We start from the raw sequence: 25,969 nt of genomic DNA, 5'->3' as shown, positions 1-25,969 counted from the left end.
ACAAATTCGACACCCCATCCAGCAGGAGCCCGGATGCCCCCTCTCAGAGACCTGATCACCGATCCCGGCCTGGACCTGACGCCGTCGGAGCGCAAAGTCGTTCGCGCCCTGCTTGATCAGTATCCACGCAACGGTCTCGGGCCTATGGCGCGACTGGCCGAACATGCCGGTGTCAGCGATCCGACCATCGTGCGTCTGGTGAAAAAGCTCGGTTTCGGCGGTTATGCCGAATTCCAGGAAGCCCTGCTCAGCGACATGGACCATCGCCTGCGTTCACCGCGCACCTTGTTGCAGCCGCGTTCGCAGCAGAACAAGGACGATGCCTGGGCGCATTATCTGGCCGACAGCCAGCGTTTGCTGGTCGACACCCAAGCCCTGACCCAGCCTGAAGACGTACGCATCCTCTTGGAATGGCTGCTCGACAGCCGCCATCAGGTCTACTGTTTCGGTGGCCGCTTCAGCATTCTGCTGGCCAATTACCTGCTCAATCACTTGCGTCTGCTGCGTCCCGGCTGCTTCGCCCTGGAAGACAACGCCCTGCTGCCCGACCGTTTATACGATCTGCAACGTCAGGACGTGGTGCTGGTGTTCGACTACCGGCGCTACCAGACCCAGGCTTTGCGCGTTGCGCAGGCGGCGAAGAACAACAACGCGCGAGTGGTGCTGTTCACCGATGTCTACGCCTCGCCGCTGCGCGAATTGGCCGACCTGATCATCAGCGCGCCGGTGGAATCGGCGTCGCCGTTCGACACTATGGTACCGGCGCTGGCGCAGGTCGAGGCGTTGATTGCCTGCCTGACCTTGCGCGTGCCGGACCCGGCCGATCGCCTGGAAGGCATCGATGCCCTGCGCAACGATTTTGCGACTCACCTGCTGGAGGACAAATAAGGATGTTCAGCCTTCCCCACCACTCGCCACGGGACCTGCCGTTTGCGACCGACCACACCGCTTTGTTGCTGGTGGACATGCAGCGCGCCTGGCTCGAACCGCAATTCGACCCGCACCTGAGCGGCGCGGATGCCGAGTATTTTCTCCAGCGCACGCGCAGCCAGGTGGTGCCCAATCAGCAACGGCTGCTTGGCGCCTTTCGTCAGGCGCAGCAGAACGTGCTGCACACGATTATCGAAAGCCTGACCGCCGACGGTCGCGACCGCTCGCTGGATCACAAACTGTCGGACATGCACCTGCCCAAGGGCAGCGTGCAGGCTCAGGTCATCGCTGAGCTGACCCCGGCCGAGAACGAAATCGTGCTGCCGAAGACCTCCTCCGGGGTGTTCAATTCAACCAACATCGATTACGTGCTGCGCAATCTGCAGACCCGGCATCTGATCATCGCTGGCATCGTAACCGACCAATGTGTGGACATGGCTGTGCGCGATGCCGCCGACCGTGGCTATCTGGTCACGCTGGTGGAGGATGCCTGCGCCACTTACACAGCTGAACGCCATCACGCCTGCCTCAACGCGATCAAGGGTTACTGCTGGATCACCGACACCGACACCGTGCTCGGTCGTCTGCGGGAGATGCAGCCATGAGCCCGCGCCTGACCCCGTTGCCGATGACCACACTGGTCACCACCGACCTGATCGGCATCACCCGGGGCCGCTCGTTTCCTAGCGATGAGCTGGAGCATTACCAGGCGGCGGGTTGCGGCTGGGTCCCCGCCAACAGCGCGTTGACGCCGCAGGACATCATCGCCTCGAGCAGTCCGTGGGGCGCGTACGGCGACCTGCGGCTGATTCCGGATCTGAGCAGCCGCGTCACTGTCGGCAGCGGCCCGGACGCCAATGCACCGGTGCTGGATTTCATCCACGCCGATATTCGCGAGACCGACGGCCAGGCCTGGGGCGCCTGCCCACGCACATTGCTGCGCGATGAAATCGAGCGCTATCACGATGAGTTGGGGTTGCAGGTCAACGCCGCCTTCGAACATGAATTCAACCTGCACGCAGGCATTGCCGAACACGCGGCGTTCTCTCTCGAAGCGCAGCGCCAGGGCGCCGAATTCGGCGGCTGGCTGCTCAGTGCCCTGCGCGCCGGCGGCGTCGAGCCGGAAATGTTTCTGCCGGAATACGGCAAGCACCAATACGAAATCACCTGCCGCCCGACTCTTGGCGTAGCGGCGGCGGATCGTGCGGTCAACGTGCGCGAAATCACCCGGGAAATCGCCCGGCAAATGGGCCTCGACCTGAGTTTTGCGCCGAAGACTGCCGCCGAGGCGGTGTGCAACGGTGTGCACCTGCACGTCAGCCTGCTCGACCTGGCCGGCCAGCCGATGTTGTACGACGCCGGCACCAGCAACGGCCTGTCGAGCATCGGCCAGCATTGGGCTGCCGGAGTCCTGCATTTTCTACCGGCGCTGTGCGCGTTCACCGCGCCGACGCCGCTGTCCTACCAGCGGTTGCAGCCGCACCACTGGAGCGCGTCCTATGCGTGTCTGGGGCAGCAGAATCGTGAAGCGGCGCTGCGCATCTGCCCGACCGTGACCTTGGGGGGTAAATCCGCTGCGCAGCAGTTCAACCTGGAATTTCGCGCCATGGACGCCACCGCCTCGCCGCATCTGGCCATGGCCGCACTGCTGATTGCCGGGCGGCTGGGCATCGAACAACGTCTGGCGCTGAACGCGATCACCGATGAAATTCCCGATTCACTCAACGACGAGCAACGCAAGGCCCGGGGCATCGTCGCCCTGCCCGCCTCGCTGGCCCAGGCGCTGGATTGCCTGCGTGACAGTGCAGCCTTCAATGAATGGCTGCCCAAGCCGTTACTCGACACGTATTACGCCCTGAAAACCGAGGAACTGGCGCTGACGGAACAGCTCTCGCCCGCTGACCTGTGTGAGCACTATGCACGCCTGTACTGAATCCGCCGAGCTTGGGTTGTATACCCGCCCGGTCTACACCCTGAGCCGCGAGGACTCGACGAATCCGTTGATCCTCGTGTGCGAACACGCCAGTCGATACATCCCCGAGGCCCTGAACAATCTGGGCCTGGACGAGGCGGCCGCACGCGAACATATCGCCTGGGACATCGGCGCGCTGCAACTGGCCGAACAGTTGTCGGAACAGCTTGGCGCTACCCTGCTCAGCGCCAACTATTCACGGCTGCTGATCGACCTCAACCGACCGCGCCATGCGCCGGACAGCATCCCGCTGCAGAGCGAGATCTACCCGATACCCGGCAACCGCGAGCTCGACGAAGCAACCCGCGAGTACCGCCGGCAAACGCTGTTCAAACCGTTTCATGCGCGCTTGCAGATGTTGATCGACGAGCGCATTGCCAAAGGTCTGCCGGTGCGTGTGGTCGGCATTCACAGTTTCACCCCGGTGTATTACGGCCAGCCGCGACCGCTGGAAGTCGGCGTGTTGTTCGGCCAGGCCAAAGACTATGCCCTGCGTTTGCTCGACGGCCTGCAAGCGCAACCGTTGAAAGTGGCGGGCAACCAACCGTACAGAATTGATCCCTTGGGCGACATGACCGTGCCGGTGCACGGCGATGCCCGGGGGCTTGAGGCGGTGCTGATCGAGGTGCGCAACGATCTGCTGCGCAGCCCCGAAGCAGTGTCGCGCTGGGCCGGCTACCTCGCACCTTTGCTGTAAATGACGGACCGATAAAACATAAACCGACCGATGGCTGACAAGGAGTTGCGCTTCATGGAAATTGAAGAATTCGGCTACAAGCAAGAGTTGAAACGTAGCCTGACGCTGACCGATCTGGTGGTGTACGGGATGATCTTCATGATCCCCATCGCCCCGTTCGGTGTGTATGGCTACGTCAACGCCGAAGCACCGGGGATGGTGCCGCTGGCGTACATCATCGGCATGGTGGCGATGCTGTTCACCGCGCTGAGTTACGGCAGCATGGCCAAGGCCTTTCCGGTTGCCGGCTCCGTATATTCCTACGCGCAACGCGGCCTTAATCAACACGTCGGCTTCATCGCTGGCTGGCTGATGCTGCTCGATTACCTGCTGATTCCGCCGCTGCTGTACCTGTATTCGGCGATGGCGCTCAACCATTTGTACCCGGACATTCCCAAGGTCGGCTTCATCCTGGCGTTTCTGGTCAGCGCGACGTTCGTCAACCTGCGCGGCATCACCTTCACCGCGCGGATGAACATGCTGTTCCTGCTGGCACAACTGGTCGTGCTGGGCATCTTCCTGTTCTACGCCTGGAACGCCCTGCACAACGGTGGCGGTAACGGTGAGCTGACGCTGGCGCCGCTGTATCACCCGCAAACCTTCAACTTCGCCCTGCTGATGCAAGCCGTGTCGATCGCCGTGCTGTCGTTCCTCGGCTTCGACGCGATCTCCACCCTCGCCGAAGAAATCAAGGAAGATCCGGGCCGCAGCGTCGGCAAGGCAGCGCTGATCACCCTGGCGGTGATGGGCACGATTTTCGTGGTACAGACGTGGATTGCCACCGATCTGGCGGCGGGCATGGGCTTCAAATCCGCCGACACCGCGTTTTATGAAATTGCCGAAATCGCCGCTGGCAGCTGGCTGGCGACCCTGACAGCCGTCGCCACGGCGCTGGCCTGGGGCGTGGCCGTGGCAATCACCTCGCAGGCCGCCGTCTCGCGCCTGCTGTTCGGCATGGCCCGCGACGGCAAGCTGCCGAAGTTGCTGGCCAAGGTCCACCCGAAACACAACACGCCGTACCTGAGCATTTATCTGGTGGCGGTGTTGTCGCTGCTGATCTGCTACCTGTTCATCGACGCGGTCGACATCCTCACCTCGCTGATCAACTTCGGCGCCCTCAGCGGTTTCATGCTCCTGCACCTGACGGTGATCAACCACTACTGGCGTCGGCAGAAGTCGGGACAGTTTGTGCGCCATCTGCTCTGCCCGGTGATCGGCTTCATCATCGTCGCCGCCATCATGTACAACATGGGCGTCGATGCGCAGAAACTCGGCCTGATCTGGATTGCCCTGGGCCTTGTGTACCTGTTCTTTCTCAACAAGCTCGGCGCCAGCACAGCGCTGCCCGATCCGAGCAAAGGCTGACAAGAAAAAGAGCGGCGTCTGACAACAAATCAGGCGACCGCCGATTCAACGCGTGGACACCGACAGTGATAGTCAGGTTCGGCGAATCGGCCGAACCTTTTGATACAGGAGTACATCCATGCTGGTCTTACGCCCAGTCGAGCAGAATGATCTGCCCCAGCTACAGCGCCTGGCCCGCGAGAGCCTGATCGGCGTGACTTCGCTGCCGGATGACAGCGAACACCTGCGCGAAAAAATCGCCGCGTCGTGCGCGTCTTTCGACAGCGCTGCCACAGCCCAGGGGCCGGAAAACTATTTCTTTGTACTGGAAGATCTCGAACGCCAGCAATTGGTCGGCTGCTCGGAAATCCTTGCCACCGCCGGTTTCAAGGAGCCGTTCTACAGCCTGCGCAATCGCCATTTCACCAGTGCATCGCGAGAGTTGAACATCGAGCATGGCGTGCCGGCGTTGTCGCTGTGCCATGACCTCAGCGGGCATACCTTGCTGCGCGGTTTCCACATTGACGCCGCTCTGGTGCGTACGCCGTTTTCCGAACTGTTGTCGCGAGCGCGCCTGCTGTTCATTGCTGCGCATGCACAGCGGTTCTCCGAGGCGGTGATCACCGAGATCGTCGGCTACAGCGACGAGCAGGGTCACTCGCCGTTCTGGGATGCGCTGGGCAAGCATTTCTTCGACCTGCCGTACGCGGAAGCCGAGCGCCTCTGCGGGTTGCAGAGCCGCACGTTTCTCGCCGAACTGATGCCGCAATACCCGATCTACGTGCCGATGCTGCCGCAAGCGGCGCAGGATTGCATCGGCCGCGTGCACCCGGACGGCCAGGAAGCGTTCGACATCCTCGCGCGGGAAGGCTTCGAAACCAACAGCTACATCGACCTGTTCGACGCCGGCCCGACCCTGTATGCGCGTACCGCAAACATTCGCTCGATCGCTGACAGCCAGACCGCCATTGTCCGCCAACAAGTATCGACCGACGCCCGTGGCCGTTATCTGCTGAGCAATGACGCCCTGCATGACTACCGCGCGATTGTCACCGAACTCGATTATCACCCTGATCAACCGCTGCCCCTGACACCCGCCATCTGCGCGGCGCTGAAAGTCAGCGAAGGCAGCTCGATACGGCTGGTCGCTCTGTGAGCCGCGTTAGCCATCCGCGCCTGAATCGGTACGCCAAAGGAGTTGGAGCATGATTGTCCGTCCGGTAAAAGTCAGCGACCTGCCTGCCTTGATGACCCTCGTCGAACAGGCTGGACCAGGTTTCACCACCCTTCCGGCCAACGAGGACCGACTTGCGCACCGGGTGCGCTGGGCGCAACGGGCGTTCGCCGAACAGGTGGAGCGCGCCGATGCCGATTACCTGTTTGTCCTCGAGGATGATGAGCAGCGCGTGGTCGGTGTCAGCGCGATGGCCGGCGCCGTTGGCCTGCGCGAGCCCTGGTACAACTACCGGCTCGGGGTGACCGTCAGTTCGGCGCCGGATCTGGGCATTCAGCGGCAGATCCCAACGTTGTTCCTCAACAACGAACTGACCGGCCAATCGGAGCTGTGCTCGCTGTTCCTGCGCCATGACCAGCGCAACGGCAGCAATGGCCGCCTGTTGTCGCTGGGTCGTCTGCTGTTCGTCGCCGAATTTCCGCATCTGTTTGGCGAGAAGATGATCGCCGAACTGCGCGGCAGTGCCGATGAAAACGGTTGCTCACCGTTCTGGGACAGCCTCGGCCGGCACTTTTTCCAGATGGATTTCACCCACGCCGATCACTTGTCCGGTCTGGGCAACAAAGCCTTTATCGCCGAACTGATGCCGCGCCAGCCGCTGTACACCTGCCTGCTCACCGAACAGGCGCAGGCCGCGATCGGCCAGACTCACCCGAACACCCAGCCCGCGTTGAAGATTCTTCAGGCCGAGGGTTTCACGCACAAAGGCTATATCGACATTTTCGACGGTGGCCCGGTCATCGAAGCGCCGATCCGCAGCATCCGCACGGTGCGCGACAGTCTCGAACTGACCCTGAGCCTCGGCACCCCGGACGAGCAGGCGCCGCTATGGCTGATTCACAACCGCCGGCTGGAAAACTGCCGTATCACCGTGGCGCCCGGTCGCCTGGTGGGCAACAGCCTGGTTGTCGATCGTCTCACTGCCAAACGCCTGCAACTTCAGCCGGGCAATTCAGTGCGCGCAGTGCTTCTGCCCCATCAACAGCAACACGCCGTGGCGGCCTGATATTCCCAGCGCGAGAGATTAAACCTTTCAGCCGCCAGTCCTGCCGCGCAAATTCGTCATGATTCTTGACCCATTCGCGTGATAGCCTTTTCATTCTTCGGCGTTGACACCTTTGCTCAAGCCTTTCCATTCCTTATGTATTGGTGGAACTCGTATGACCAGGCTTTCCCATCAAGATTTGCGCCGTAACTTCCGTCAGCTGCTGGCCTCCGACACCTGCTATCACACGGCTTCGGTGTTCGACCCGATGTCCGCCCGCATCGCCGCTGACCTGGGTTTTGAAGTGGGTATCCTCGGCGGTTCCGTGGCCTCCCTGCAGGTGCTTGGCGCGCCGGACTTCGCCCTGATCACCCTCAGCGAATTCGCCGAACAGGCCACGCGCATTGGCCGCGTCGCCCAATTGCCAGTGATCGCCGACGCCGACCACGGCTATGGCAACGCTCTTAACGTGATGCGCACCATCGTCGAACTGGAACGCGCGGGCGTCGCTGCACTGACCATCGAAGACACCCTGCTGCCCGCGCAATTCGGGCGCAAATCCACCGACCTGATCACCGTGGCCGAAGGCGTCGGCAAGATCCGCGCGGCGCTGGAAGCCCGGGTCGACACCGAGATGGCCATCATCGCCCGCACCAACGCCGGCATTCTGCCGAATCAGGAAATCATCAGCCGCACCCGCCAATATCAGGCGGCGGGCGCTGACGGTATCTGCATGGTCGGCGTGCAGGACTTCGATCAGCTGGAACAGATCGCCGAACATCTGACCGTGCCGCTGATGCTGGTCACCTACGGCAACCCGGCCCTGCGCGACGACAAGCGCCTGGCCGAACTGGGCGTGCGCGTGACCATCGACGGCCATGGCGCCTACTTCGCCGCGATCAAGGCCACCTATGACAGCCTGCGCGAACAGCGGCAGATCTTCACCCAGGCCTCCGATCTGAGCGCGACCGAGTTGACCCACACCTATACCCAACCCGAGGAATACATTTTCTGGGCCAAGGAATACATGAGCGTCAAGGAGTGATGCACACGCTGCACCGGCCCCTTCGCGAGCAGGCTCGCTCCCACAGTTGAAATGCGGTCCCCTGTGGGAGCGAGCCTGCTCGCGAAAGCGTCTGCGGCTGCGGGGCTGAACCGGGAATGATCACTGCTTCACCGCGGCTTGGCCAACTCCATAATCATCCGCGACAACAAGTAAATCCGCGGCGCCACGCTCGCCACTTCGGCGTATTCCTCCGGCGTATGAATATTGCCGCCGACAATCCCGAAGCCATCCAGCGTCGGCGTCCCTACGCCTGCGGACAGGCTGGCATCCGCCGCGCCACCACTGCCCTCCTCGGTCAACTTGCGGCCGATCTCGCCGTAGATCCCTTGGGCCATGGCCATCAAGCGATCCGACTCCGCCGTCTGCGGCATCGGAGGCAGTCCGCGCTGCAAGGACGTTTTCACTTCGGTATCGGCAATCAACTTGTCCTGCGAGACCCGCGCCAGATCCTTCTCGATGCGATCAAATTCCTCCGGCACTGCCGCGCGCACATCCGCTTTGGCCGTGGCCTGATCAGGAATCACGTTGGTGCGATCACCGGCCTTGAGCACGGTAAAGTTGATGGTGGTCTTCTTCGCTTCATCGCCGAGCTTGCCCAGTTGCAGAATCTGGTGCGCCGCTTCCATCGCCGCGTTCCGTCCCAATTCTGGCGCGACGCCGGCGTGGGCGGCCTTGCCTTTGACTTCGACCAGCGCCGTCGCACTGCCCTTGCGCCACACCACCAGGCCATCGGCCGGGCGCCCCGGTTCGAGGTTGAGGGTGACGTCGTGCTGTTTGGCGGTTTTCTTGATCAGGTCGGTGGCGACGTCCGAGCCGGTTTCTTCGCTGGCATCCAGCAGGAAGGTGATCTGCGCGTAATCCTTGAAGTCGAGGTTCTTCAGCACTTTCAATGCGTAGATGCCGGCGACGATGCCGCCCTTGTCGTCCATTACACCCGGCCCGTAGGCGCGGCCGTCCTTGATGTGGAAAGGCCGCTCGGCGGCGGAGCCTTCCTTGAACACAGTGTCCATGTGCGCCATCAGGAGAATCTTCGCTTTCCCGGTGCCTTTGAGCGTGGCCAGCACGTGGTTGGATTTTTCCGGGGTGTTGGGCACCAGTTCGATGGTGGCGCCGAGTTTTTTCAGTTCATCGATGGCAATGTCGCTGACCTGTTTCAGGCCCGGCTCATAACCTGAGCCGGAGTCGATATTGACCAGTCGCTCCAACAATTTCAGGGCTTCGGGCTGATACTGCTCGGCATCGGCGAGCACTTGTTTGTGCGGTTCGGCGGCGTTTGCGGCCGAGAATGCGAGGGACAGACCGAGGCTGGCGGCCAGCAGAGAGCGGGAAAATGAGAACGTCATGAAGCAGTCCTTGTTTCGTGTCGGAGGGATTCAACCGTAACCGACATCGGCGCAAGGCTCTATAGCGGATGCGACACTTGCCCGACTGACACCGAACAAACTGTAGGAGCTGCCGAAGGCTGCGATCTTTTGATTTTGATCGTTCCCACGCGCAGCAAAGGAACGCAGTCCGGGACGCAGAGCGTCCCAAAAGATCGCAGCCTTCGGCAGCTCCTACATGGGATCTCCGATCACTCTTCAAACCGAATCCAGCAGCGCCTGCCTCGGTTTGTTGTCGCTGTTGCAGATCACCCGATTGCGCCCACTGGCCTTGGCTTCGTACAACGCCTGATCGGCCTCATCCAGCCAACGCGTGGCGTCGGCATGGCTCGGGTCGTACGCGGCCAGGCCAATGCTCAGACTGACCTTCAACGCGGGGTTCTGCTCGTAGCCCATCACCGCAAAACGCTCGCGCAAGGCTTCCATGGCCTGAGCCGCGTTGAACAGTGGCAGCTCCGGCAGAATCACGCAGAACTCGTCCCCGCCATAGCGCCCCGCCACATCCGTGGCGCGCAGATTCTGTTTGAGCAGTTTGCTCAACTGGCGCAGGACGATATCGCCAGCGACATGCCCATAGGTGTCATTGATCGCTTTGAAGTGGTCGATGTCGATCAGCGCAATCGCCGCGCCCTGCTGCTGGCGTTTGCAGCGCTGGAACGCGAGGTTCAGTTGATCCTTCCACGCGCCGTGATTGAGCAGGCCGGTGAGGCTGTCGGTGCGACTCAACGCCAGCAGCTCGCGCTTGTGCCGACCGAGGGTCGAGGCCTGGCGAAAGCAGATCCAGCCCAGCGCCAGCGGATACAGCAACAGCAACGGCAAACAGGCGTACAGCTGCAGCGGCGTTGTTGGCGGGATGAACGCCGGCGCAAACACCACCAGCCCTACGCCCATACCGAATAGCTGTGCCGCCGTGCCCGCCAGCAAAAAACGCCCGCCACCGATGGCGACGTTGTTCATCGCCATCATCGAAATCGTGGTAGCGCTGGGCAAGGGATTGAACTGCATGGCGGCGACCCAGAAGCCGCCCATGAATGCATCGATCAGCAAATTGCGGTGTTCGGCGCGAAACGGCACGCTCGAGCTTCGCGCCCATTGAAAGGCCAGATGCGGCCAGACCAGGCCGTTGAACAGCATCAGGCCCCACACCCACAGCGGCGGATCGAGCGCGTGCATCGCCACGCTGACACACATCAGCCCGAGCAGCAGCCCGAACACCCGCGACCTGTACAGCCTCCTGGCCAGTGAAAGTCCCTTTCCTCGCGTATTTCCCATAAGGGCCTCGACCGCGCGATGCATGGTTACATCCCGACAAGGATGTGTCCGGAGTCTATCAGGGCGCCGCTAAATAGCCATCACCGGCCAGCGGCCTGAATAGAGCGCTATCAGCGCCGCACGCGCGGCCCAGAGTTGGCTATAAATGAAAGAGGGGAAATGGAAAAACAACTATAAAAAGGGGGCACATGCATACCTACGCTGTGTTGATCATCGGCAGCGGTTTCGGCGGCCAGTGCGCGGCGGTCAACCTGCTCAAGGCCGGAATCGACGACTTTCGCATTCTTGAACGACGCGATTTTTTCGGCGGCACCTGGTGCCAGAACACCTACCCCGGCGCAGCGGTGGACGTGCCGTCGCCGCTGTATTCGCTGTCATTCGCGCCCTACCGCTGGTCGCAGATGTTCGCCGAACAGGCGGAACTGCGTCGCTACACCGAACAGCTGATCGAGCAGTTCGGTTTACGCGAGCGCGTGGAACTGGGGGCCGATGTCGAGCGGGTCGAATGGGACGAAGCGGAAAAGCGTTGGTTGGTGCACACCCGCGCCAGAGGTACTTTCCGAACCCAATTCCTGATCAATGCTTCCGGGCCGCTGAGTCAGCCGGTCATCCCCAACTTTGCCGGGATGGATCGCTTTCAAGGCAAGACTTTTCACACAAACAATTGGGATCACAGCTACGACTATCGCGGTAAACGCGTGGCGATCGTCGGCAGTGGTGCCAGCGCCGCGCAGGTGATCCCGGCGATTGCGCCACAAGTCGAACACCTGCATGTATTCCAGCGCACGCCGCATTGGGTGCTGCCGCGTGCCGATCGCAAATTCGGCCGTTTCCAACGCTGGCTGCTCGGTCTGAAGCCGGCGTACAAGCTGCTGCGCTGGCTGATCTACTGGCAATTCGAAACCCGGGTGATCGCCTTCAAATACTCGAGACCGGCGATTCATCTGGTCCAACAACATGCGCTGCGTTTTCTCAAGCGCCAGGTTCCGGACCCGCTGCTGCGGCAAAAACTCACTCCGGACTTCACCATCGGCTGCAAACGCGTTTTGGTGTCCAGCACGTACTACCCGGCGCTGAGCCGCGCCAACGTCACGTTGCACAGTCGCGAGCACGGCATCGCTTCGATCGACGAAAGCGGGATCAACACCGTGGACGGTGAGCATCTCGATGTTGATCTGATCGTCTGGTCCACCGGTTACGACGCCACCGACGGGGTGATTTCCTACCCGGTCAGCGGCAAAAACGCGGTGCAACTCAGAGATGTCTGGGCCGAATACCCGCGCGCCTACCTCGGCACCAGCCTGCCGGATTTCCCCAACCTGTTTATCGTCACCGGGCCGAACACCGGCATTGGCCACACCTCGGCGCTGTTCATCATCGAATCGCAGATGAACTACATCCTCGACTGCATCCGCACCGTACGGGCCAAAGGCCTGCGCAGCATCGAAGTGCGCCGTGACGCAGAACGTACCTACACTGCAATGATCCACCGGGAAATGCAGCGCACGGTGTGGAAGTCCGGTGGCTGCCACAGTTGGTACCAGAGCAAGAGCGGCCATGTGATCGCGATGTTTCCCGGCTTCAGTTTCAGCTATCACCTGCTGACCCGGGCGCTGAAACCGGCCGACCATATTTTGTCCTGAACACGTATAAGGAAGACGTCGATGCTTTTGCTGTTTGTCGCACTCGCGGTTTTCGTGGCCTGGAGCTGGTTGAGTTACCCAGCGGTCGGCCATTGGTTGTACAACCTGGCCATGGCCAGCGAGGCCAAGTTGTACAAATTGCACAAGATCGAAGTGCCGATCGCCGAGATGACCGTGTCAACCTGGCAAGGCGGGCCGTACGAGGCGTCCAGCGCGATCCTGATGCTGCACGGCTTCAGCGCCGACAAAAACCTCTGGCTGCGCTGCGCCCGGCATTTCGTCCGTCAGTATCGGGTGATCATCCCGGATCTGGCCGGCCACGGTGAGACTGGCTTCAAGGCTGGCGGCGGTTACGACATTGCGGTTCAGGCCAAACGCATGATTCAACTGCTCGACGTCTGCGGCGTGGAGAAAGTCCATGTCATTGGCAACTCCATGGGCGGCTACATCGCCGCGTGGCTGGCGGCGACCTATCCCGAGCGAATCGCCTCGCTGGCATTGATCGACCCGGCCGGCGTCACCGCACCGGAGCCGAGCGACATGGAGCGCCATCTGGCGCGCGGGCACAACCCGTTCCTGATCAACTCCCGCGAAGAATTCCAGCGCTTCTACGCGATGACCATGGAGTCGCCGCCGTGGGTACCGAAACTGGTGCTGGACGCCGTCGCCCAGCGCTATGAGCAACAACGTGACGAGCTCGAAGAAATCTTCCGCGACTTCCGCGCCAGCCCGCCGATGGAGCCGAAACTGGCCGAGATCAAATGCCCGGCGCTGTTGCTGTGGGGGCGCAAGGATCGCCTGATCGACGTCAGCAGCGTGCCGGTGTGGAGCAAAGGCATCGCCAATCTCGAAGTGGATGTGTGGGATCACGTCGGGCACATGCCGATGGTCGAACAGCCGGGAAATACCGCGCGGCTGTACGGGGAGTTTCTGGAACGACAGCGATGAAGATGGATACTCGCAATGCCCCAGGTTGCGCAACTGATCGTTCCCATGCTCTGCGTGGGAATGCCTCAGGGGACGCTCTGCGTCCAGTGACGCAGAGCGTCACGGGCTACATTCCCACGCAGAGCGTGGGAACGATCAGCGGAGACAGAAGGTTGGCGTTCCCATGAACATCCTTTACGACGAACGCCTCGACGGTCCGTTGCCCGAGGTGAACAAGGGCGAATTGCTCAAGGCCCTGCAACAAGCCCTGCCGGACCTGGACATCCTCTGGCGCGAAGATGAACTCAAACCCTACGAATGCGACGGCCTCTCCGCCTACCGCACCACGCCGATGCTGGTGGCCCTGCCCCGTCGACTCGAACAGGTGCAAACCTTGCTGAAACTCTGCCATCAGAACAACGTGCCCGTGGTCGCGCGGGGTGCCGGCACTGGACTGTCCGGCGGCGCCCTGCCACTGGAACAGGGCCTGCTGCTGGTGATGGCGCGGTTCAACAACATCCTGCACATCGACCCCGCTGCACGCATCGCGCGGGTTCAGCCGGGGGTGCGCAATCTTGCTATCTCCCAGGCGGCGGCCCCGTTCGGCTTGTATTACGCACCGGATCCGTCATCGCAGATCGCCTGTTCAATCGGCGGCAACGTCGCGGAAAACGCTGGCGGCGTGCATTGCCTCAAGTACGGCCTGACCGTGCACAACGTGTTGAAAATCGAAGTACTGACCATCGAGGGCGAACGTCTGACGCTAGGCTCCGAGGCGCTCGATTCAGCCGGTTTTGACCTGCTCGCCTTGTTCACCGGCTCCGAAGGCCTGCTGGGGATCATCACCGAAGTCACGGTGAAACTGCTGCCCAAACCGCAAGTCGCCAAGGTCCTGCTCGGCAGTTTCGATTCAGTCGAGAAGGCCGGCCGAGCGGTTGCCGAAATCATCGCTGCCGGGATCATTCCCGGAGGCCTGGAAATGATGGACAACCTGGCCATTCGCGCCGCCGAAGATTTTATCCACGCCGGTTACCCGGTCGACGCCGAGGCGATTCTGCTGTGCGAACTCGACGGTGTCGAAGCCGACGTGCACGACGATTGCCAGCGCGTACGGGAAGTCATGACAGCGGCCGGCGCCACCGAGGTGCGCCAGGCCCAGGACGAAGCCGAGCGCGTGCGTTTCTGGGCCGGGCGCAAAAATGCGTTTCCGGCGATCGGCCGGTTGTCGCCGGATTATTACTGCATGGACGGCACCATCCCGCGCCGCGAATTGCCCGCTGTGCTGCAAGGTATCGCCAGCCTCGGCGAAGAATATGGCTTGCGCGTCGCCAATGTGTTCCATGCCGGCGACGGCAACATGCATCCGCTGATTCTGTTCGACGCCAACCAGCCGGGGGAGCTGCATCGCGCCGAGGCATTGGGCGGCAAGATCCTCGAACTGTGCGTGAAAGTCGGCGGCAGCATCACCGGCGAGCACGGCGTCGGCCGCGAAAAAATCAATCAGATGTGCGCGCAGTTCAACAGCGACGAGTTACTGCTGTTTCATGCAGTGAAAGCCGCGTTCGATCCGCAGGGCCTGCTCAATCCCGGCAAGAACATTCCGACCCTGCACCGCTGCGCCGAATTCGGCGCGATGCACATTCACGCCGGGCAACTGCCCTTCCCCGAGCTGGAGCGATTCTGATGGCTGATTTCGACGCCGCCAACGCCCTGCTCGATCAGGTCAACGCCGCGCGGGCCAATGCCACGCCGCTGAAGATTCAGGGCGGCAACAGCAAGGCGTTTCTCGGTCGCGAGGTGGCCGGCGAAGTGCTCGACACCCGTGCTCATCGCGGCATCGTTCAATACGATCCGACCGAGTTGGTGGTCACCGCACGTGCCGGCACGCCGTTGTCCGAGCTGCTTGCGGCGCTGGATGACGCCGGGCAAATGTTGCCCTGTGAACCGCCGTCCTTCGCCGACAGCGCCACGGTCGGCGGTATGGTCGCCACGGGACTGTCCGGGCCACGCCGGCCGTGGTCCGGCTCGGTACGCGACTTCGTTCTCGGCACGCGGGTAATCACCGGCCTCGGTCAACATCTGCGCTTCGGCGGCGAAGTGATGAAAAACGTCGCCGGTTATGACCTGTCGCGACTGATGGCCGGCAGTTTCGGTTGCCTCGGCGTGCTCACCGAAGTGTCGCTGAAAGTCCTGCCGAAACCGCGCCAGTGCCTGAGCATTCGCCTCGATATCGACTGCGCTCGGGCCTTGAGCAAACTTGCCGAATGGGGCCAGCAACCGCTGCCGATCAGTGCTGCGTGCCACGATGGCCGGAGCCTGTATCTGCGTCTGGAAGGCGGCGAAGGTTCGGTAACGGCGGCGCATCAACGGCTCGGCGGTGAGCCGTTGGACTCGGTTTTCTGGCGCGACCTCAACGAACAGCGCCTGAGTTTTTTCGACGAAGGCTTGCCGCTGTGGCGCCTGTCATTGCCGAACAATCTCGGCCCGCTCGAGTTGCCCGGCGAGCAACTGATCGACTGGGCCGGCGCGCAACGCTGGGTGAAATCCGAAAGCTCTGAGATTCACGCACTCGCCCATTCCTTGGGCGGCCATGCAACGTGCTTTACCCACGGTGCCACCGACTCGCCGTTTCAACCCTTGGCGCCAACCTTGCTGCGCTACCACCGGCAACTCAAGGCGCAACTCGACCCGCAAGGGCTGTTCAACCCCGGACGCATGTACGCGGAGGTCTAGCCATGCAAACCACCCTCAGCGAGCAATCGCGAAAATTGCCCCGGGCTGGCGAAGCGGAAAAGATCCTGCGCACCTGCGTGCATTGCGGCTTCTGCAACGCGACGTGCCCGACCTATCAATTGCTCGGCGATGAACTCGATGGCCCGCGCGGGCGCATTTACCTGATCAAGCAAGTGCTGGAAGGCGCACCGGCCACCGAGCAGACGCAGCTGCATCTGGATCGCTGCCTGTCGTGCCGCAACTGCGAAACCACCTGCCCGTCCGGCGTCGATTATCACAACCTGCTCGACATTGGCCGCGCGGTAGTCGACAGCGCGGTGCCGCGCCCGGCCGCTCAGCGCTTGCTGCGCGAAGGCTTGCGTGCGTTGGCGCCCAATCCCGGTTTGTTCAAAGGCTTGCTGCGCATGGGCGCGACCTTTCGACCGCTGCTGCCGCGCCTGCTGGAAAGCAAACTGCCGCAACACTTGGGTGTTATGGGGTCGCGCCCCGCTCCTCGTCATGCGCGCCGGGTGTTGTTGCTCGAAGGCTGCGTGCAACCAGGCCTGTCGCCGAACACCAATGACGCGACCGCGCGGGTGCTCGATCGCCTGGGCATCAGCGTCACACCGGTGAACGAGGCCGGTTGCTGCGGAGCTCTCGACTATCATCTCGACGCCCAGGCCAAAGGTCTTGACCGCGCTCGACAGAACATCGACGCCTGGTGGCCGCACTTGCAGAATGGCGCCGAAGCCATCGTGCAAACGGCCAGCGGTTGTGGCGCGTTCATCAAGGATTATGGGCATTTGCTTGCGGACGACCCGATCTACGCCTCGAAAGCACGGCGGATCAGCGAAATGACTCGGGATCTGGTGCAAATCATCGCCGAGGAACCGCTGGAGCAAGTGTGCGCCGCCAGCGAACGACGCATCGCCGTGCATTGCCCGTGCACTTTGCAGCACGCACTGAAACTCGGCGGCGCCGTGGAAGCCGTGCTGACCCGACTCGGCTTCAACCTCACACCAGTGCCGGACGGCCATTTGTGCTGCGGCTCGGCGGGCACCTACTCGCTGACCCAACCGGTGCTGGCGCGGCAACTGCGTGACCATCGACTCAACGCTCTGGAAAGCGGCCGGCCCGAGTTGATCGTCACTTCCAATGTGGGCTGTCAGAGCCATCTGGCGAGCGCCGGGCGCACGCCGGTCAGACACTGGATTGAGCTGGTGGATCAGTCGTTGGCAGAATGAAGTTCGTAGGATTCTTCGTTTGCCCGCGTGGGCGAAGGCTGCGATCTTTTCGGGCATCCATTTCGTCACCGTGGCAGGAATTTTTTTCATGACCGTGCAGCCGTTCGTCAGCCCCGACCTGATCCGCCAACGCTTCTCCCGAGCGATGTCCGACATGTACCGCGAAGAGGTGCCGCTGTACGGTGCGCTGATGGAACTGGTGGAAAAAACCAACCGCGAAGTGCTGGCACGTCAGCCTGATATTGCCGGACAGCTCAAGCGCACCGGCGAAATCGAGCGGCTGGACATGGAACGCCACGGCGCCATCCGCGTCGGCACCGCAAGCGAGCTGGCCACCCTCGCCCGCTTGTTCGCGGTGATGGGCATGCAACCAGTGGGTTATTACGACCTGACCCCGGCCGGTGTGCCGGTGCATTCAACGGCGTTTCGTGCGGTGCATGAAGAAGCGCTGCAGGTCAGCCCGTTTCGCGTGTTCACCTCGTTGCTGCGCCTGGAGCTGATTGAAGATCGTGAACTGCGTGAGTTTGCCGAGTCGGTGCTGACCCGTCGTTCGATTTTTACTGAAGAGGCGTTGCGCCTGATTGAACAGGCGGAAACGGCGGGCGGACTGAATGAAGCGGAGGCCGTGGAATTCGTCCGACAGGCACTGGAGACTTTTCGCTGGCACCACAGCGCCACCGTCACTGCTGCGCAATACCAAAAACTCAGCGCTCAGCACCGCTTGATCGCCGATGTCGTTGCGTTCAAAGGCCCGCACATCAACCACTTGACCCCACGCACGCTGGACATCGACACCGTTCAGGAGCAGATGCCTGCCCATGGCATCACACCCAAAGCGGTGATCGAAGGTCCACCACGCCGCAACTGCCCGATCCTGCTGCGCCAGACCAGTTTCAAGGCGCTGGACGAGCCGATCGCCTTCACCGATCAGCCCGAAACCCGTGGCAGCCACAGCGCGCGCTTCGGCGAAATCGAACAACGCGGCGCAGCTCTGACACCCAAGGGTCGCGCGCTGTATGACCGCTTGTTGAATGCCGCTCGCGATGAACTGGGCGACTTCCCCAATGAAGCCAATGCCGCACGCTACGACGCGCTGATGACTCAGCACTTTGCGGAATTTCCTGACAGCATCGAGGGCATGCGCGAACAGGGGCTGGCGTACTTTCGTTATTTCGCTACGGAAAAGGGCATCGCGGCGCACGGACTTGGCGAATCGTCACTGGAGGATTTATTGCGCGAAGGCTATGTGAAAGCGGAGCCGCTGGTGTACGAAGATTTCCTGCCGGTGAGCGCGGCGGGGATTTTTCAGTCGAACCTGGGGGATGCCGCACAGGCGCATTACGCCGAACACTCCAATCGACAGGCTTTCGAACAGGCGCTGGGGCGTCCGACCATTGATGAGTTGGGGTTGTACGCCGAGACGCAACGGCGGTCGATTGAGGAATGTGCCGAAGTGCTGCGGATCAAACTGTCCTGAATTTGCGCCGTTCTATTGTAGGAGTGAGCCTGCTCGCGATAGCGGTGTAACAGTCGCCGATGATGTGAGTGGAAAGACGCCTTCGCGAGCAGGCTCGCTCCCACAGGTTTTGCGGATGGACCGCCGTTCAGGACAAGCGACAAAACCAAATGGTCGCTGCATCTATTGGAAAACAATGTCGGATCTGAATTATCCCGCTTGTTTTCACAAACCAATCAGATCGGCAAATTAAGCTTCACCTAAGCTTCCCCCGCTAGCATCCCGGCTCATCAACCTGTCGTCTTGAGCCGTGATGAGTCCCTCCGACATGAAAGCCTTCGATCTGCCTACCCAGCCGCATCCCGACTTCAGTCTGGTTCTGGTCAATTACAAAACCCCGGACATTACCCGCATGTGTCTGGAGCTGTTGCGCGAGCATGTCCAGGCGCAGGGCATTCCAGTGTGGGTGGTGGATAACGATTCGGCGGATGCCAGCCTCGATTATTTGCGTTCGCTGGACTGGATCAATCTGATCGAGCGGCCGTCGCCGGGCAAGGAAATGGGGCATATTGCCCATGGCAAGGCGCTGGATCTGGCCTTGGCGAAAGTTGAGACCGATTATTTGTTTCTGCTGCACACCGACACCTTTGTCTACGACATGGAAGTGTTCGCGATGATGATGCGCGAATGCACGAAAAGTGCGGACATGGCGGCGGTGGGTTGTGTTGAGCAACTTGATCGTGGGTGGCTGCGAGATACCTGGCGGTTAACTTCGCGATTCTGCAAACATCATGTTCGTCGGCTCAAAGTTAATTTAGGGCTGCATTCGAAACCACCACGCCCGTATAAAGAAACGCATCTGAAAAGTTTCTGTACGCTGTGGAATGCGCGTTTGATGAAGTCGCTCGGACTGCACTTCTGCATGGATGAAGAGGTGCCTGGTTACACGCTTCAGGATCGAATGGTCGGGTTGGGCTATGGCGTCAGATTTCTCTCGCCGCGGAAGATCTTCCGCTACCTTGATCACATCCAGGCCGGCACCGTCGCGGCGGCAGGCACGTATGGCAAGGATCATCGCCGTACAAAAATGTACCAGCAGACACTCAAGCGCTTTCAGGGGCAGCATGGCAAAACCGGTATGCAGGCTTCGACTTGATCGAAAACAATAAAAAAGGGCGACTGCAAAGTCGCCCTTTTTGTTTGCAGATTCTGTATACAACTTTCGCCAGTAGTGGAGTTCGCCCAGTGTTACGGCCTGGCAATCCTTGCACCGGTAAAGAGCCCTGACACTGGGCGAACGCCGAGGATTTTAATTCAAACAAGTGGACCTGTCGTCATGGGCAAACATGAAATTTTTGCACTGAAAAGTTAAAAACCGTGTTTTGCCGATTTATCCCGGGAATTGTCTTACAAAAACCTTTATATGATTGCTCTCATACATAAAGTTGTACAAGAGCAATAAACTTGTAGAGTTAATACTCAACTATCGTGTTGACTGGTCACTTTCAGGATATCGGTGTAAGTGACAATAACGCTCTGCCCTACTTTCAGATCTTTCAACTTGGCCTGAATCTCCGGCTTCTTCACATCGAGCGTCTTCGATTGTCCGGACGGATCTTGGAGGGTGACCTGATTGGTCTTCAAATCGATTTTGCTGATTTTCAGCTGCACCTGAACCTGACGATAGGCCTCGCCGCCCGGGTTATCGCTGCCCGGGGCCTTGCGCAGTTCGCCGGTACGTTCGGTGGTGCCTGGCAGACCTTTATCCACGTCTGTATCGAGATAAGCGGCGACAGACCGCTGCACTTCGATCTTCACCAAGTCCCCTACTTTGAGATTGGCGAGATTTTTCGCTTTGTCGCTGAGCTGAACGTGGACCTGACGTCCCTCGGGGCCTTCCAGCACGACCTGGTGATTGGCCGGGTCGACGGCGAGCACTTTGGTGGTAACGGAATCGGCCTCAACGACGGCAGATAACGGAATATCGGCAGCTAAAGCGCCGAAACTGGCAGCAGAAAGCAGCGTTGCGAGGGTGATGGCCTTGGCCAGAGCGTCGAGCTTCATATGCATTACTTTCCCTGTGATGAAATGGCGACATCCGCCACCGAAACGACTTCAGCAGCAGGCGTGCCAGTGAGCATAGACGCTGTTCAGGGCTTGACTTGGGTTTGTGGCCCGCGGGTATGTGGCTTGGCGGTCTCTTGGGCGGTGGATTCGCCACTCGGCGTGCCCTTGCCGCTGTCCTGCCGCTGCTTGGGATCGGTCGGGCGCAGGGCATCATTGTCGCGCTCGGTTTCACCGGCCGGGCGTGGTTCGTCGGGGTTGTCGTTCTGGTTGTTGGTGGTATTCATGGCAGGAGTCCTCAGGCTTCGGGATCTTCGAGTTCGCGGGCGACGTTGACCTCGGGTGACTGCTTGTGCAGATCGTCGGCTTTGGCGCGTAGCAACTGCCATTGCTCAAGATCGATCGCGCCTTGGCCGAGCAGGTCATCGGCGATGCGCTGCAGATCGAAATAGTGAGCGTCGGGCGATTGCTGCCAAAGCGTCTGATCGTCGAACAGGCGTTGCCAGGTGTTGAGGTCAGGGAGTTGCACGTCGTCGCTCATGGGTGAGTCCGAAAATGGCGGTTTCTGGGTAGAGCCTATTGGCGAAGGGAGAGTTCCGAGCGGTTTGATTAGTGGCGACCTTGCTGACGCCATCGCTGGCAAGCCAGCTCCCACAGGGATTGGGGTTAGGCTGTTAATCATCGGTGTCTTTGAGATAGCCATCGCGAGCAGGCTCGCTCCCACAGGGAAGAAAGCGGTGCCGCCGTTAATACCCGGTCATTTCCAGATAACCCTGGCCAGGATGGCTGCCATTGATCTTCACCGGCCCTTCCCAGTACGGAATACGCAAATCCATCCACGCATTGCGGTTGATCGCGTCAACGCTGATATCGAGTTTCTTGTCAGGAATGCGGATCGACCATTTCACCGGCATCGGCCGATCAGCAACCTTGGCCGTATCCTGCGGCACAAGGCTGATCTGCTCGCTGCGCAATGTCTGAATCTGCCCGTCAGCGGCGATCCAGGTGCCGGTCAGATAAGGCGCGCCGTCCTTCTGCCGCATGCGATAAAGCATCACGTGTTCGCCGCTGTCCAGATGCAGCGAGAACCAGTCCCAGCCAGTTTGATTGGCGGTGAGTGGCTGACTGCTCCACTCGCGATCGAGCCACGCCGGGCCGCTGACGGTGTAGGTCTGGCCGTCGATCTGCAGCGTGCCGCTGGCCTGGAAAAATGGCTGGCTGTAGTAATACGACGCCTGGCCTTCTTCGGATTTCTGGCTGAAACCCTGGTCGCCTTGCAGCACCAGCGGTCGGCTGGAGGTAAGGCGCAGTTGATAAGCGAAATTCTTGTCACGAGCGCTGAGTTGCATGTCGCGCAACGGATCCTGCGTCTGACTGGCAAACATCCAGTCATCGATCCACGCCTCGAACGGCGCCAGGCGCACGCCGGCCTGGCCCACTCCGCCCCGGGCGTAGCGCTCGGCGGCATGATGCACCGCGCGCGAAGTGACTGCCGCATGGCCCAGCCAGATCGTTTGATTGCCCCACCCGGCTTGCTCGGCGACGGGCTTCAGGGCGCTGCGAAACAGCGTCCATTGCACGCCGAAATCATTGCCCTGCTGATCCTTGAGGTTGGCGGTGACGTACCACCACTCGATGCGAAAACCATCATGTGCGCCGTGATCGGCCGGGAAGCTGAACACCCGACCGGGCACCACAGGGGTAAACGATTGCGCCTGATCGCCCATGCCGGCAAAACCCTTCTCCTCGGGTGCAGGCTGATCGCAGCCAGCGAGCAGCAGCGCAATCATCAGCACGAGCCATTTAGTCCTCATGGGCAAACGTCCTCAGCAAGTCCGCCGGTTGCGTGCGGTACAGCGAATACAGCGGCCATGCCGAAGCCAACAGAGTCGCCAGCAAGGCCAGGCCCGTCAGTTGCAGCAACTGCAACGGGAACACCCGCAACGGCAAGCGCCAGCCGAACGCCTGCACGTTGATCACCGCATCGAGGCACCACGCCAAAGCGATGCCCAACGGCAGCGCCAACAGCAACGTCAATACGGCAAGCAGCCAGGTCTGACCGAGGTTGAGCAGCATCAATTGTTTGCGTGTAACGCCCAGCGCCCACAGCGGTGCGAGCTGACTGAGGCGACTCTGGCTCTGAGTGAGCAGACTGATGAACAGCGCCACACCCGCCACGGCCAGGGTCAGGCTGTTCAAAGCTGCTGTCGCAGCAAATGTGCGTTCAAAGACTTGCACCGACCAGCCCTTGAGCCGCGCCTGATCGACGATGCGGTTGTCATCCAGCGCAAAACGCGCCTGCAAGGCGTTGAGCAGCGCCGGAATCTGCGCTGGGTCGATACGCAGATTGAAGCGGTTCGGCGTGAGTTGCGGCCATCCGCGCAGCAGGTGCTCACTGCTGATCAGCACGTGCCCCTTCGGATTGCCGTAGTCGGCGTAGATGCCGACGATGCGCGGCGACCATGTGCCGTTCGGCGTGGGAACGTTCAAATGCTCGCCCGGCTTCACTTTCAGGCGTCGCGCCAGTTGTTCGCTGAGCATCACCGCATCGTCCGTGGCCAGTTTGCCCCACGGATCGCTGCCACTGCTGTCGAGCAACGGCCAATGCTGGCGATAGTAGGAGTGGTCGATGATGCCGTAGACATCGGCCGGCCAGCCTTGCAGCGTCACCGAAACCTGCCAGTTGGGCAGCACAGCGGTCACGTCGGGCTGCTGCTTGAGCCAACTGTGCATCTCGCGGGCCTGCGCCGGGTTGGCCGGGTTGACGTACAACTCGGCGCTCAGGCGTTGTTCGAGCCAGTCGTTGAAGGTCTGGCGAAAACCGGCGGTCATGCTGCCGGCGCCGATGTTGGCGGCGAGCGCCAACAGCAGCGCCATCAGCGCCAGACTCAGGGCTGGCAATTGCTGGCGGCAGTCGGCGAGAAACCACTGGCCGAGCACCGAACGACTGCGCCCGAGCAACGGGTTCAACAACGCGCTGAGCAACACCGGCAAGGCCAGCGCGGCACCGAGCAACAGCCCGGCCATGAGCACGAAACCGCTGCTCAGGCTGTCGCCCCAGATCAGCGCTGCCAGCGCAATTGTCAGCAGCGCTGTCGCCAGCCAACCCTGTCGGCGCAACCAGCGCGAATACTGTTGATGCCACGCCTGCGGATCGGCCACCGCCAGCAACGGCAGGCGCGCCGCCCGCAGCAGACTGTTGGCCCCGGCCAGCAACGCGCCGAGCAGACTCAGACCGATGCCGCTGAACCACCACCAGGGACTCAAACGCAACTGCCCCGCCACTTCCGCGCCATATAAACCGCGCAGGCTGGCGGCGACGTCCGGCAGCAGCACGCTGGCCAGCCAATAGCCGCTGATCACACCGAACAACCCACCGATCAACGCCAGCACACCCAGTTCAACCACCAGACACGCGATCAGCATTCGTGCACTGACGCCACAGGCACGCAACGTGCGCAGCAAGCCTCGGCGCTGTTCCAGAGCGAGGCCGATGGCAGCGTGGACGATGAACAGGCCGACCAGAAACGACAGAAATCCAAGGGCATCGAGATTGAGGTGAAAGCTCTCGGTCAGCCGCGCGAGATTGTTTTCTTCGCCGCTGCTTTTGAGCTGCAAGCGATCGGTGAAACTCGCTGGTAATTCTTGATGAAAGTCCTTGGGCAGCAGCAATCGCGACAGTTGCTCGGGTTGGTCGAGCAGTCTTTGCGCTACGCCGATGTCGACCAGTAAGAGGCCGGGCGCCATGTCCTTCTGCGCGAGCAGTGGCGGCAGGGTTTGGCCGTTTACGGTTTGCGGTGTATCACCTTCGCGCAAGCCGAGCATTTGCATCGTGTCCGGGGAAATCCAGGTGCTGCCCGGCGGGCTGAAAAATTCGACGATGCGCTCGATCGGCATCGCCTGCCCGGCCACTGCCGAATCCGTCGGCAGCGACACCGGCTCGATGCCCATCACCTGAATCCGCTGGTCTTCGTGGCCCTTGAGCGTCAGCCGGCCCTGCAACACCGGCGACACCGGCCAGCCCTGACGGCGCAATTCGATAAACCAGCGCTGTGGAAACAGCGCCCCATTCGGCGTGCTGAGGCTGGCTTGCGGTTCGCCGCCGATCATCTGGCTGGCCCGCGCGTAGCTGTCACGTGCCTGACTGTTCAGCGCCTCGACGCCAGTGAGCAGACTGGTGGCCAGCCACAACCCGGTCAGCACGCTGAAAAACTGCACGGGATGGCGCCGCCAGTGGCTGAGCAGCGCGCGCAGGGTTTGCCGCCAGATCATCAGGCGACCCGCCCGTTCGACAACACCACACGCTGAGCCAGACGCGCCGCAACGCGCTGACTGTGGGTGACCATCAGCAGGGTCGTCGGCGTGTCATCGAGCAATTCGAGCAACAGCCGCAGCACTTCATCGCTGGTCGCTTCATCGAGGCTGCCGGTGGGTTCATCGGCCAACAGCAATTTCGGCTGCGAAGCCAATGCCCGGCCCAAAGCGACTCGTTGCTGCTGACCGCCGGAGAGTTGCTCGGGATACCGCGAGAGCAGATCGCCCAGACCCAGACGCTGCACCAGATGCGCTTGCCAGCGCGGCTCATGGCGCCCGGCCAGGCGCGCCTGAAAGGCCAGATTGTCTTCCACGCGCAGACTGCCGATCAGGTTGAACTGCTGAAACACCAGACCGATTTCCGTACGTCGCCAGTTGGCCAGTTGCGCTTCGCTCATGGCTTCCAGACGATGTTCACCGCTGCGGATGCTGCCGCTGTCGACCTTGTCCAGCCCCGCCACCAGATGCAGCAGCGTGCTTTTGCCACTGCCCGATTCGCCCATCAGCGCCAGGCTGCCACCGGCCTCCAGCGTCAGGTCGACGCCTTGCAGCACCGGCAACAATCCCTGTGGCGTGGCATAGCTTTTGAAAACGTCGCGAACCTCAAGCATGGGCAAACCCGATCAGTGAACCTGGGCCTAGGATAGCGGCCCTGAATGGTTTTTGTCCGCTGATGATCATCGTCCAC

23 protein-coding genes are annotated in these 25,969 nt (G+C 61.2%); 15 read left to right on the top strand and 8 right to left on the bottom strand.

Translation table 11 applies throughout. The features are described from left to right. Positions 1 to 33 precede the first annotated feature (33 nt). The 8 genes from FEE99_RS14960 (at position 34) to FEE99_RS14925 (ending at position 8,246) form a co-directional block, all read left to right on the top strand. On the top strand, positions 34 to 888 hold the full coding sequence (locus FEE99_RS14960; RefSeq protein WP_041478627.1) for a MurR/RpiR family transcriptional regulator: 855 nt from the start codon (positions 34 to 36) through the stop codon (positions 886 to 888). Positions 889 to 890: 2 nt separating this feature from the next. Continuing rightward, positions 891 to 1,535 carry an isochorismatase family cysteine hydrolase gene (locus FEE99_RS14955; RefSeq protein WP_041478626.1) on the top strand — a complete coding sequence of 215 codons (645 nt, stop codon included), beginning with the start codon at positions 891 to 893 and terminating at the stop codon, positions 1,533 to 1,535. After that, complete coding sequence (locus tag FEE99_RS14950) at positions 1,532 to 2,863, top strand: glutamine synthetase (RefSeq protein WP_041478625.1); 1,332 nt, start codon at positions 1,532 to 1,534, stop codon at positions 2,861 to 2,863. Before FEE99_RS14955 ends, FEE99_RS14950 begins: the two co-directional genes overlap by 4 nt. Beyond that, complete coding sequence (locus FEE99_RS14945) at positions 2,847 to 3,599, top strand: N-formylglutamate amidohydrolase (RefSeq protein ID WP_041478624.1); 753 nt, start codon at positions 2,847 to 2,849, stop codon at positions 3,597 to 3,599. Before FEE99_RS14950 ends, FEE99_RS14945 begins: the two co-directional genes overlap by 17 nt. A 54-nt stretch (positions 3,600 to 3,653) precedes the next feature. Beyond that, the gene (locus FEE99_RS14940; RefSeq protein ID WP_041478623.1) at positions 3,654 to 5,003 is read left to right on the top strand and encodes an APC family permease; all 1,350 of its coding nucleotides are present in this window, start codon (positions 3,654 to 3,656) and stop codon (positions 5,001 to 5,003) included. A gap of 118 nt (positions 5,004 to 5,121) precedes the next feature. Further along, a complete protein-coding gene (locus tag FEE99_RS14935; RefSeq protein ID WP_041478622.1) occupies positions 5,122 to 6,138 on the top strand; it encodes an arginine N-succinyltransferase in 1,017 nt (338 codons plus the stop codon). 49 nt (positions 6,139 to 6,187) lie between these two features. Next, complete coding sequence (gene astA, locus FEE99_RS14930; RefSeq protein ID WP_041478621.1) at positions 6,188 to 7,222, top strand: arginine N-succinyltransferase; 1,035 nt, start codon at positions 6,188 to 6,190, stop codon at positions 7,220 to 7,222. Positions 7,223 to 7,376: 154 nt separating this feature from the next. Beyond that, positions 7,377 to 8,246: an isocitrate lyase/PEP mutase family protein gene (locus tag FEE99_RS14925; protein ID WP_041478620.1), complete on the top strand. Its 870-nt coding sequence runs from the start codon at positions 7,377 to 7,379 to the stop codon at positions 8,244 to 8,246. Between the two features lie 128 nt (positions 8,247 to 8,374). Here the strand turns inward: FEE99_RS14925 and FEE99_RS14920 are convergent, their stop codons facing one another. Next, positions 8,375 to 9,610 (bottom strand): M20/M25/M40 family metallo-hydrolase, encoded by a 1,236-nt coding sequence (locus tag FEE99_RS14920; protein WP_041478619.1) that lies wholly within the window; start codon positions 9,608 to 9,610, stop codon positions 8,375 to 8,377. Between the two features lie 237 nt (positions 9,611 to 9,847). Further along, entirely contained in the window at positions 9,848 to 10,921 is a 1,074-nt protein-coding gene (locus tag FEE99_RS14915; protein WP_041478654.1) for a diguanylate cyclase, read from the bottom strand. Positions 10,922 to 11,109: 188 nt separating this feature from the next. On the opposite strand from FEE99_RS14915, the gene FEE99_RS14910 reads away from it, so the two are divergent. The 7 genes from FEE99_RS14910 to FEE99_RS14880 all read left to right on the top strand — a co-directional run bounded on the left by FEE99_RS14910 (position 11,110) and on the right by FEE99_RS14880 (position 20,059). Beyond that, positions 11,110 to 12,564 carry a flavin-containing monooxygenase gene (locus tag FEE99_RS14910; protein ID WP_041478618.1) on the top strand — a complete coding sequence of 485 codons (1,455 nt, stop codon included), beginning with the start codon at positions 11,110 to 11,112 and terminating at the stop codon, positions 12,562 to 12,564. A 21-nt stretch (positions 12,565 to 12,585) separates the two neighbouring features. Further along, on the top strand, positions 12,586 to 13,512 hold the full coding sequence (locus tag FEE99_RS14905) for an alpha/beta fold hydrolase (protein ID WP_041478617.1): 927 nt from the start codon (positions 12,586 to 12,588) through the stop codon (positions 13,510 to 13,512). 163 nt (positions 13,513 to 13,675) lie between these two features. Further along, entirely contained in the window at positions 13,676 to 15,175 is a 1,500-nt protein-coding gene (gene glcD / locus FEE99_RS14900) for a glycolate oxidase subunit GlcD (RefSeq protein ID WP_041478616.1), read from the top strand. After that, positions 15,175 to 16,224 carry a glycolate oxidase subunit GlcE gene (gene glcE, locus FEE99_RS14895; protein WP_041478615.1) on the top strand — a complete coding sequence of 350 codons (1,050 nt, stop codon included), beginning with the start codon at positions 15,175 to 15,177 and terminating at the stop codon, positions 16,222 to 16,224. The genes glcD and glcE overlap by 1 nt, the downstream gene beginning before the upstream one ends. Positions 16,225 to 16,226: 2 nt before the next feature. Further along, on the top strand, positions 16,227 to 17,447 hold the full coding sequence (gene glcF / locus FEE99_RS14890; protein WP_041478614.1) for a glycolate oxidase subunit GlcF: 1,221 nt from the start codon (positions 16,227 to 16,229) through the stop codon (positions 17,445 to 17,447). Positions 17,448 to 17,535: 88 nt separating this feature from the next. After that, positions 17,536 to 18,924: a 2-oxoadipate dioxygenase/decarboxylase HglS gene (gene hglS, locus FEE99_RS14885; RefSeq protein WP_041478613.1), complete on the top strand. Its 1,389-nt coding sequence runs from the start codon at positions 17,536 to 17,538 to the stop codon at positions 18,922 to 18,924. Between the two features lie 307 nt (positions 18,925 to 19,231). Beyond that, positions 19,232 to 20,059, top strand: a complete 828-nt coding sequence (locus FEE99_RS14880; protein ID WP_041478612.1) for a glycosyltransferase family 2 protein — start codon at positions 19,232 to 19,234, stop codon at positions 20,057 to 20,059. 323 nt (positions 20,060 to 20,382) lie between these two features. On the opposite strand, the gene FEE99_RS14875 is transcribed toward FEE99_RS14880, so the two are convergent. The 6 genes from FEE99_RS14875 to FEE99_RS14850 all read right to left on the bottom strand — a co-directional run bounded on the left by FEE99_RS14875 (position 20,383) and on the right by FEE99_RS14850 (position 25,892). Continuing rightward, positions 20,383 to 20,967, bottom strand: a complete 585-nt coding sequence (locus tag FEE99_RS14875) for a hypothetical protein (protein ID WP_041478611.1) — start codon at positions 20,965 to 20,967, stop codon at positions 20,383 to 20,385. An 86-nt stretch (positions 20,968 to 21,053) separates the two neighbouring features. Continuing rightward, complete coding sequence (locus tag FEE99_RS14870) at positions 21,054 to 21,254, bottom strand: hypothetical protein (RefSeq protein WP_041478610.1); 201 nt, start codon at positions 21,252 to 21,254, stop codon at positions 21,054 to 21,056. Positions 21,255 to 21,265: 11 nt separating this feature from the next. Next, a complete protein-coding gene (locus tag FEE99_RS14865) occupies positions 21,266 to 21,508 on the bottom strand; it encodes a hypothetical protein (protein WP_041478609.1) in 243 nt (80 codons plus the stop codon). A 205-nt stretch (positions 21,509 to 21,713) separates the two neighbouring features. Further along, positions 21,714 to 22,781 (bottom strand): lipocalin-like domain-containing protein, encoded by a 1,068-nt coding sequence (locus FEE99_RS14860; protein WP_041478608.1) that lies wholly within the window; start codon positions 22,779 to 22,781, stop codon positions 21,714 to 21,716. Further along, positions 22,771 to 25,239: an ABC transporter permease gene (locus FEE99_RS14855; protein WP_371924017.1), complete on the bottom strand. Its 2,469-nt coding sequence runs from the start codon at positions 25,237 to 25,239 to the stop codon at positions 22,771 to 22,773. The genes FEE99_RS14860 and FEE99_RS14855 overlap by 11 nt, the downstream gene beginning before the upstream one ends. After that, positions 25,239 to 25,892 carry an ABC transporter ATP-binding protein gene (locus FEE99_RS14850; RefSeq protein ID WP_016774109.1) on the bottom strand — a complete coding sequence of 218 codons (654 nt, stop codon included), beginning with the start codon at positions 25,890 to 25,892 and terminating at the stop codon, positions 25,239 to 25,241. Before FEE99_RS14850 ends, FEE99_RS14855 begins: the two co-directional genes overlap by 1 nt. Positions 25,893 to 25,969 lie beyond the last annotated feature (77 nt).

The sequence above is a fragment of the Pseudomonas sp. ef1 genome (assembly GCF_007293365.2).
GTDB lineage: Bacteria > Pseudomonadota > Gammaproteobacteria > Pseudomonadales > Pseudomonadaceae > Aquipseudomonas > Aquipseudomonas siliginis.
The sequence above is the reverse complement of the archived record's forward strand: the minus strand, read 5'-3'. Positions and strand labels throughout refer to the sequence as shown.

Coding starts and splice junctions, on each gene's coding strand:
- FEE99_RS14960 (WP_041478627.1), top strand. CDS start 34: ATGCCCCCTCTCAGAGACCTGATCACCGATCCCGGCCTGGACCTGACG.
- FEE99_RS14955 (WP_041478626.1), top strand. CDS start 891: ATGTTCAGCCTTCCCCACCACTCGCCACGGGACCTGCCGTTTGCGACC.
- FEE99_RS14950 (WP_041478625.1), top strand. CDS start 1,532: ATGAGCCCGCGCCTGACCCCGTTGCCGATGACCACACTGGTCACCACC.
- FEE99_RS14945 (WP_041478624.1), top strand. CDS start 2,847: ATGCACGCCTGTACTGAATCCGCCGAGCTTGGGTTGTATACCCGCCCG.
- FEE99_RS14940 (WP_041478623.1), top strand. CDS start 3,654: ATGGAAATTGAAGAATTCGGCTACAAGCAAGAGTTGAAACGTAGCCTG.
- FEE99_RS14935 (WP_041478622.1), top strand. CDS start 5,122: ATGCTGGTCTTACGCCCAGTCGAGCAGAATGATCTGCCCCAGCTACAG.
- astA (WP_041478621.1), top strand. CDS start 6,188: ATGATTGTCCGTCCGGTAAAAGTCAGCGACCTGCCTGCCTTGATGACC.
- FEE99_RS14925 (WP_041478620.1), top strand. CDS start 7,377: ATGACCAGGCTTTCCCATCAAGATTTGCGCCGTAACTTCCGTCAGCTG.
- FEE99_RS14920 (WP_041478619.1), bottom strand. CDS start 9,610: ATGACGTTCTCATTTTCCCGCTCTCTGCTGGCCGCCAGCCTCGGTCTG.
- FEE99_RS14915 (WP_041478654.1), bottom strand. CDS start 10,921: ATGGGAAATACGCGAGGAAAGGGACTTTCACTGGCCAGGAGGCTGTAC.
- FEE99_RS14910 (WP_041478618.1), top strand. CDS start 11,110: ATGCATACCTACGCTGTGTTGATCATCGGCAGCGGTTTCGGCGGCCAG.
- FEE99_RS14905 (WP_041478617.1), top strand. CDS start 12,586: ATGCTTTTGCTGTTTGTCGCACTCGCGGTTTTCGTGGCCTGGAGCTGG.
- glcD (WP_041478616.1), top strand. CDS start 13,676: ATGAACATCCTTTACGACGAACGCCTCGACGGTCCGTTGCCCGAGGTG.
- glcE (WP_041478615.1), top strand. CDS start 15,175: ATGGCTGATTTCGACGCCGCCAACGCCCTGCTCGATCAGGTCAACGCC.
- glcF (WP_041478614.1), top strand. CDS start 16,227: ATGCAAACCACCCTCAGCGAGCAATCGCGAAAATTGCCCCGGGCTGGC.
- hglS (WP_041478613.1), top strand. CDS start 17,536: ATGACCGTGCAGCCGTTCGTCAGCCCCGACCTGATCCGCCAACGCTTC.
- FEE99_RS14880 (WP_041478612.1), top strand. CDS start 19,232: ATGAAAGCCTTCGATCTGCCTACCCAGCCGCATCCCGACTTCAGTCTG.
- FEE99_RS14875 (WP_041478611.1), bottom strand. CDS start 20,967: ATGAAGCTCGACGCTCTGGCCAAGGCCATCACCCTCGCAACGCTGCTT.
- FEE99_RS14870 (WP_041478610.1), bottom strand. CDS start 21,254: ATGAATACCACCAACAACCAGAACGACAACCCCGACGAACCACGCCCG.
- FEE99_RS14865 (WP_041478609.1), bottom strand. CDS start 21,508: ATGAGCGACGACGTGCAACTCCCTGACCTCAACACCTGGCAACGCCTG.
- FEE99_RS14860 (WP_041478608.1), bottom strand. CDS start 22,781: ATGAGGACTAAATGGCTCGTGCTGATGATTGCGCTGCTGCTCGCTGGC.
- FEE99_RS14855 (WP_371924017.1), bottom strand. CDS start 25,239: ATGATCTGGCGGCAAACCCTGCGCGCGCTGCTCAGCCACTGGCGGCGC.
- FEE99_RS14850 (WP_016774109.1), bottom strand. CDS start 25,892: ATGCTTGAGGTTCGCGACGTTTTCAAAAGCTATGCCACGCCACAGGGA.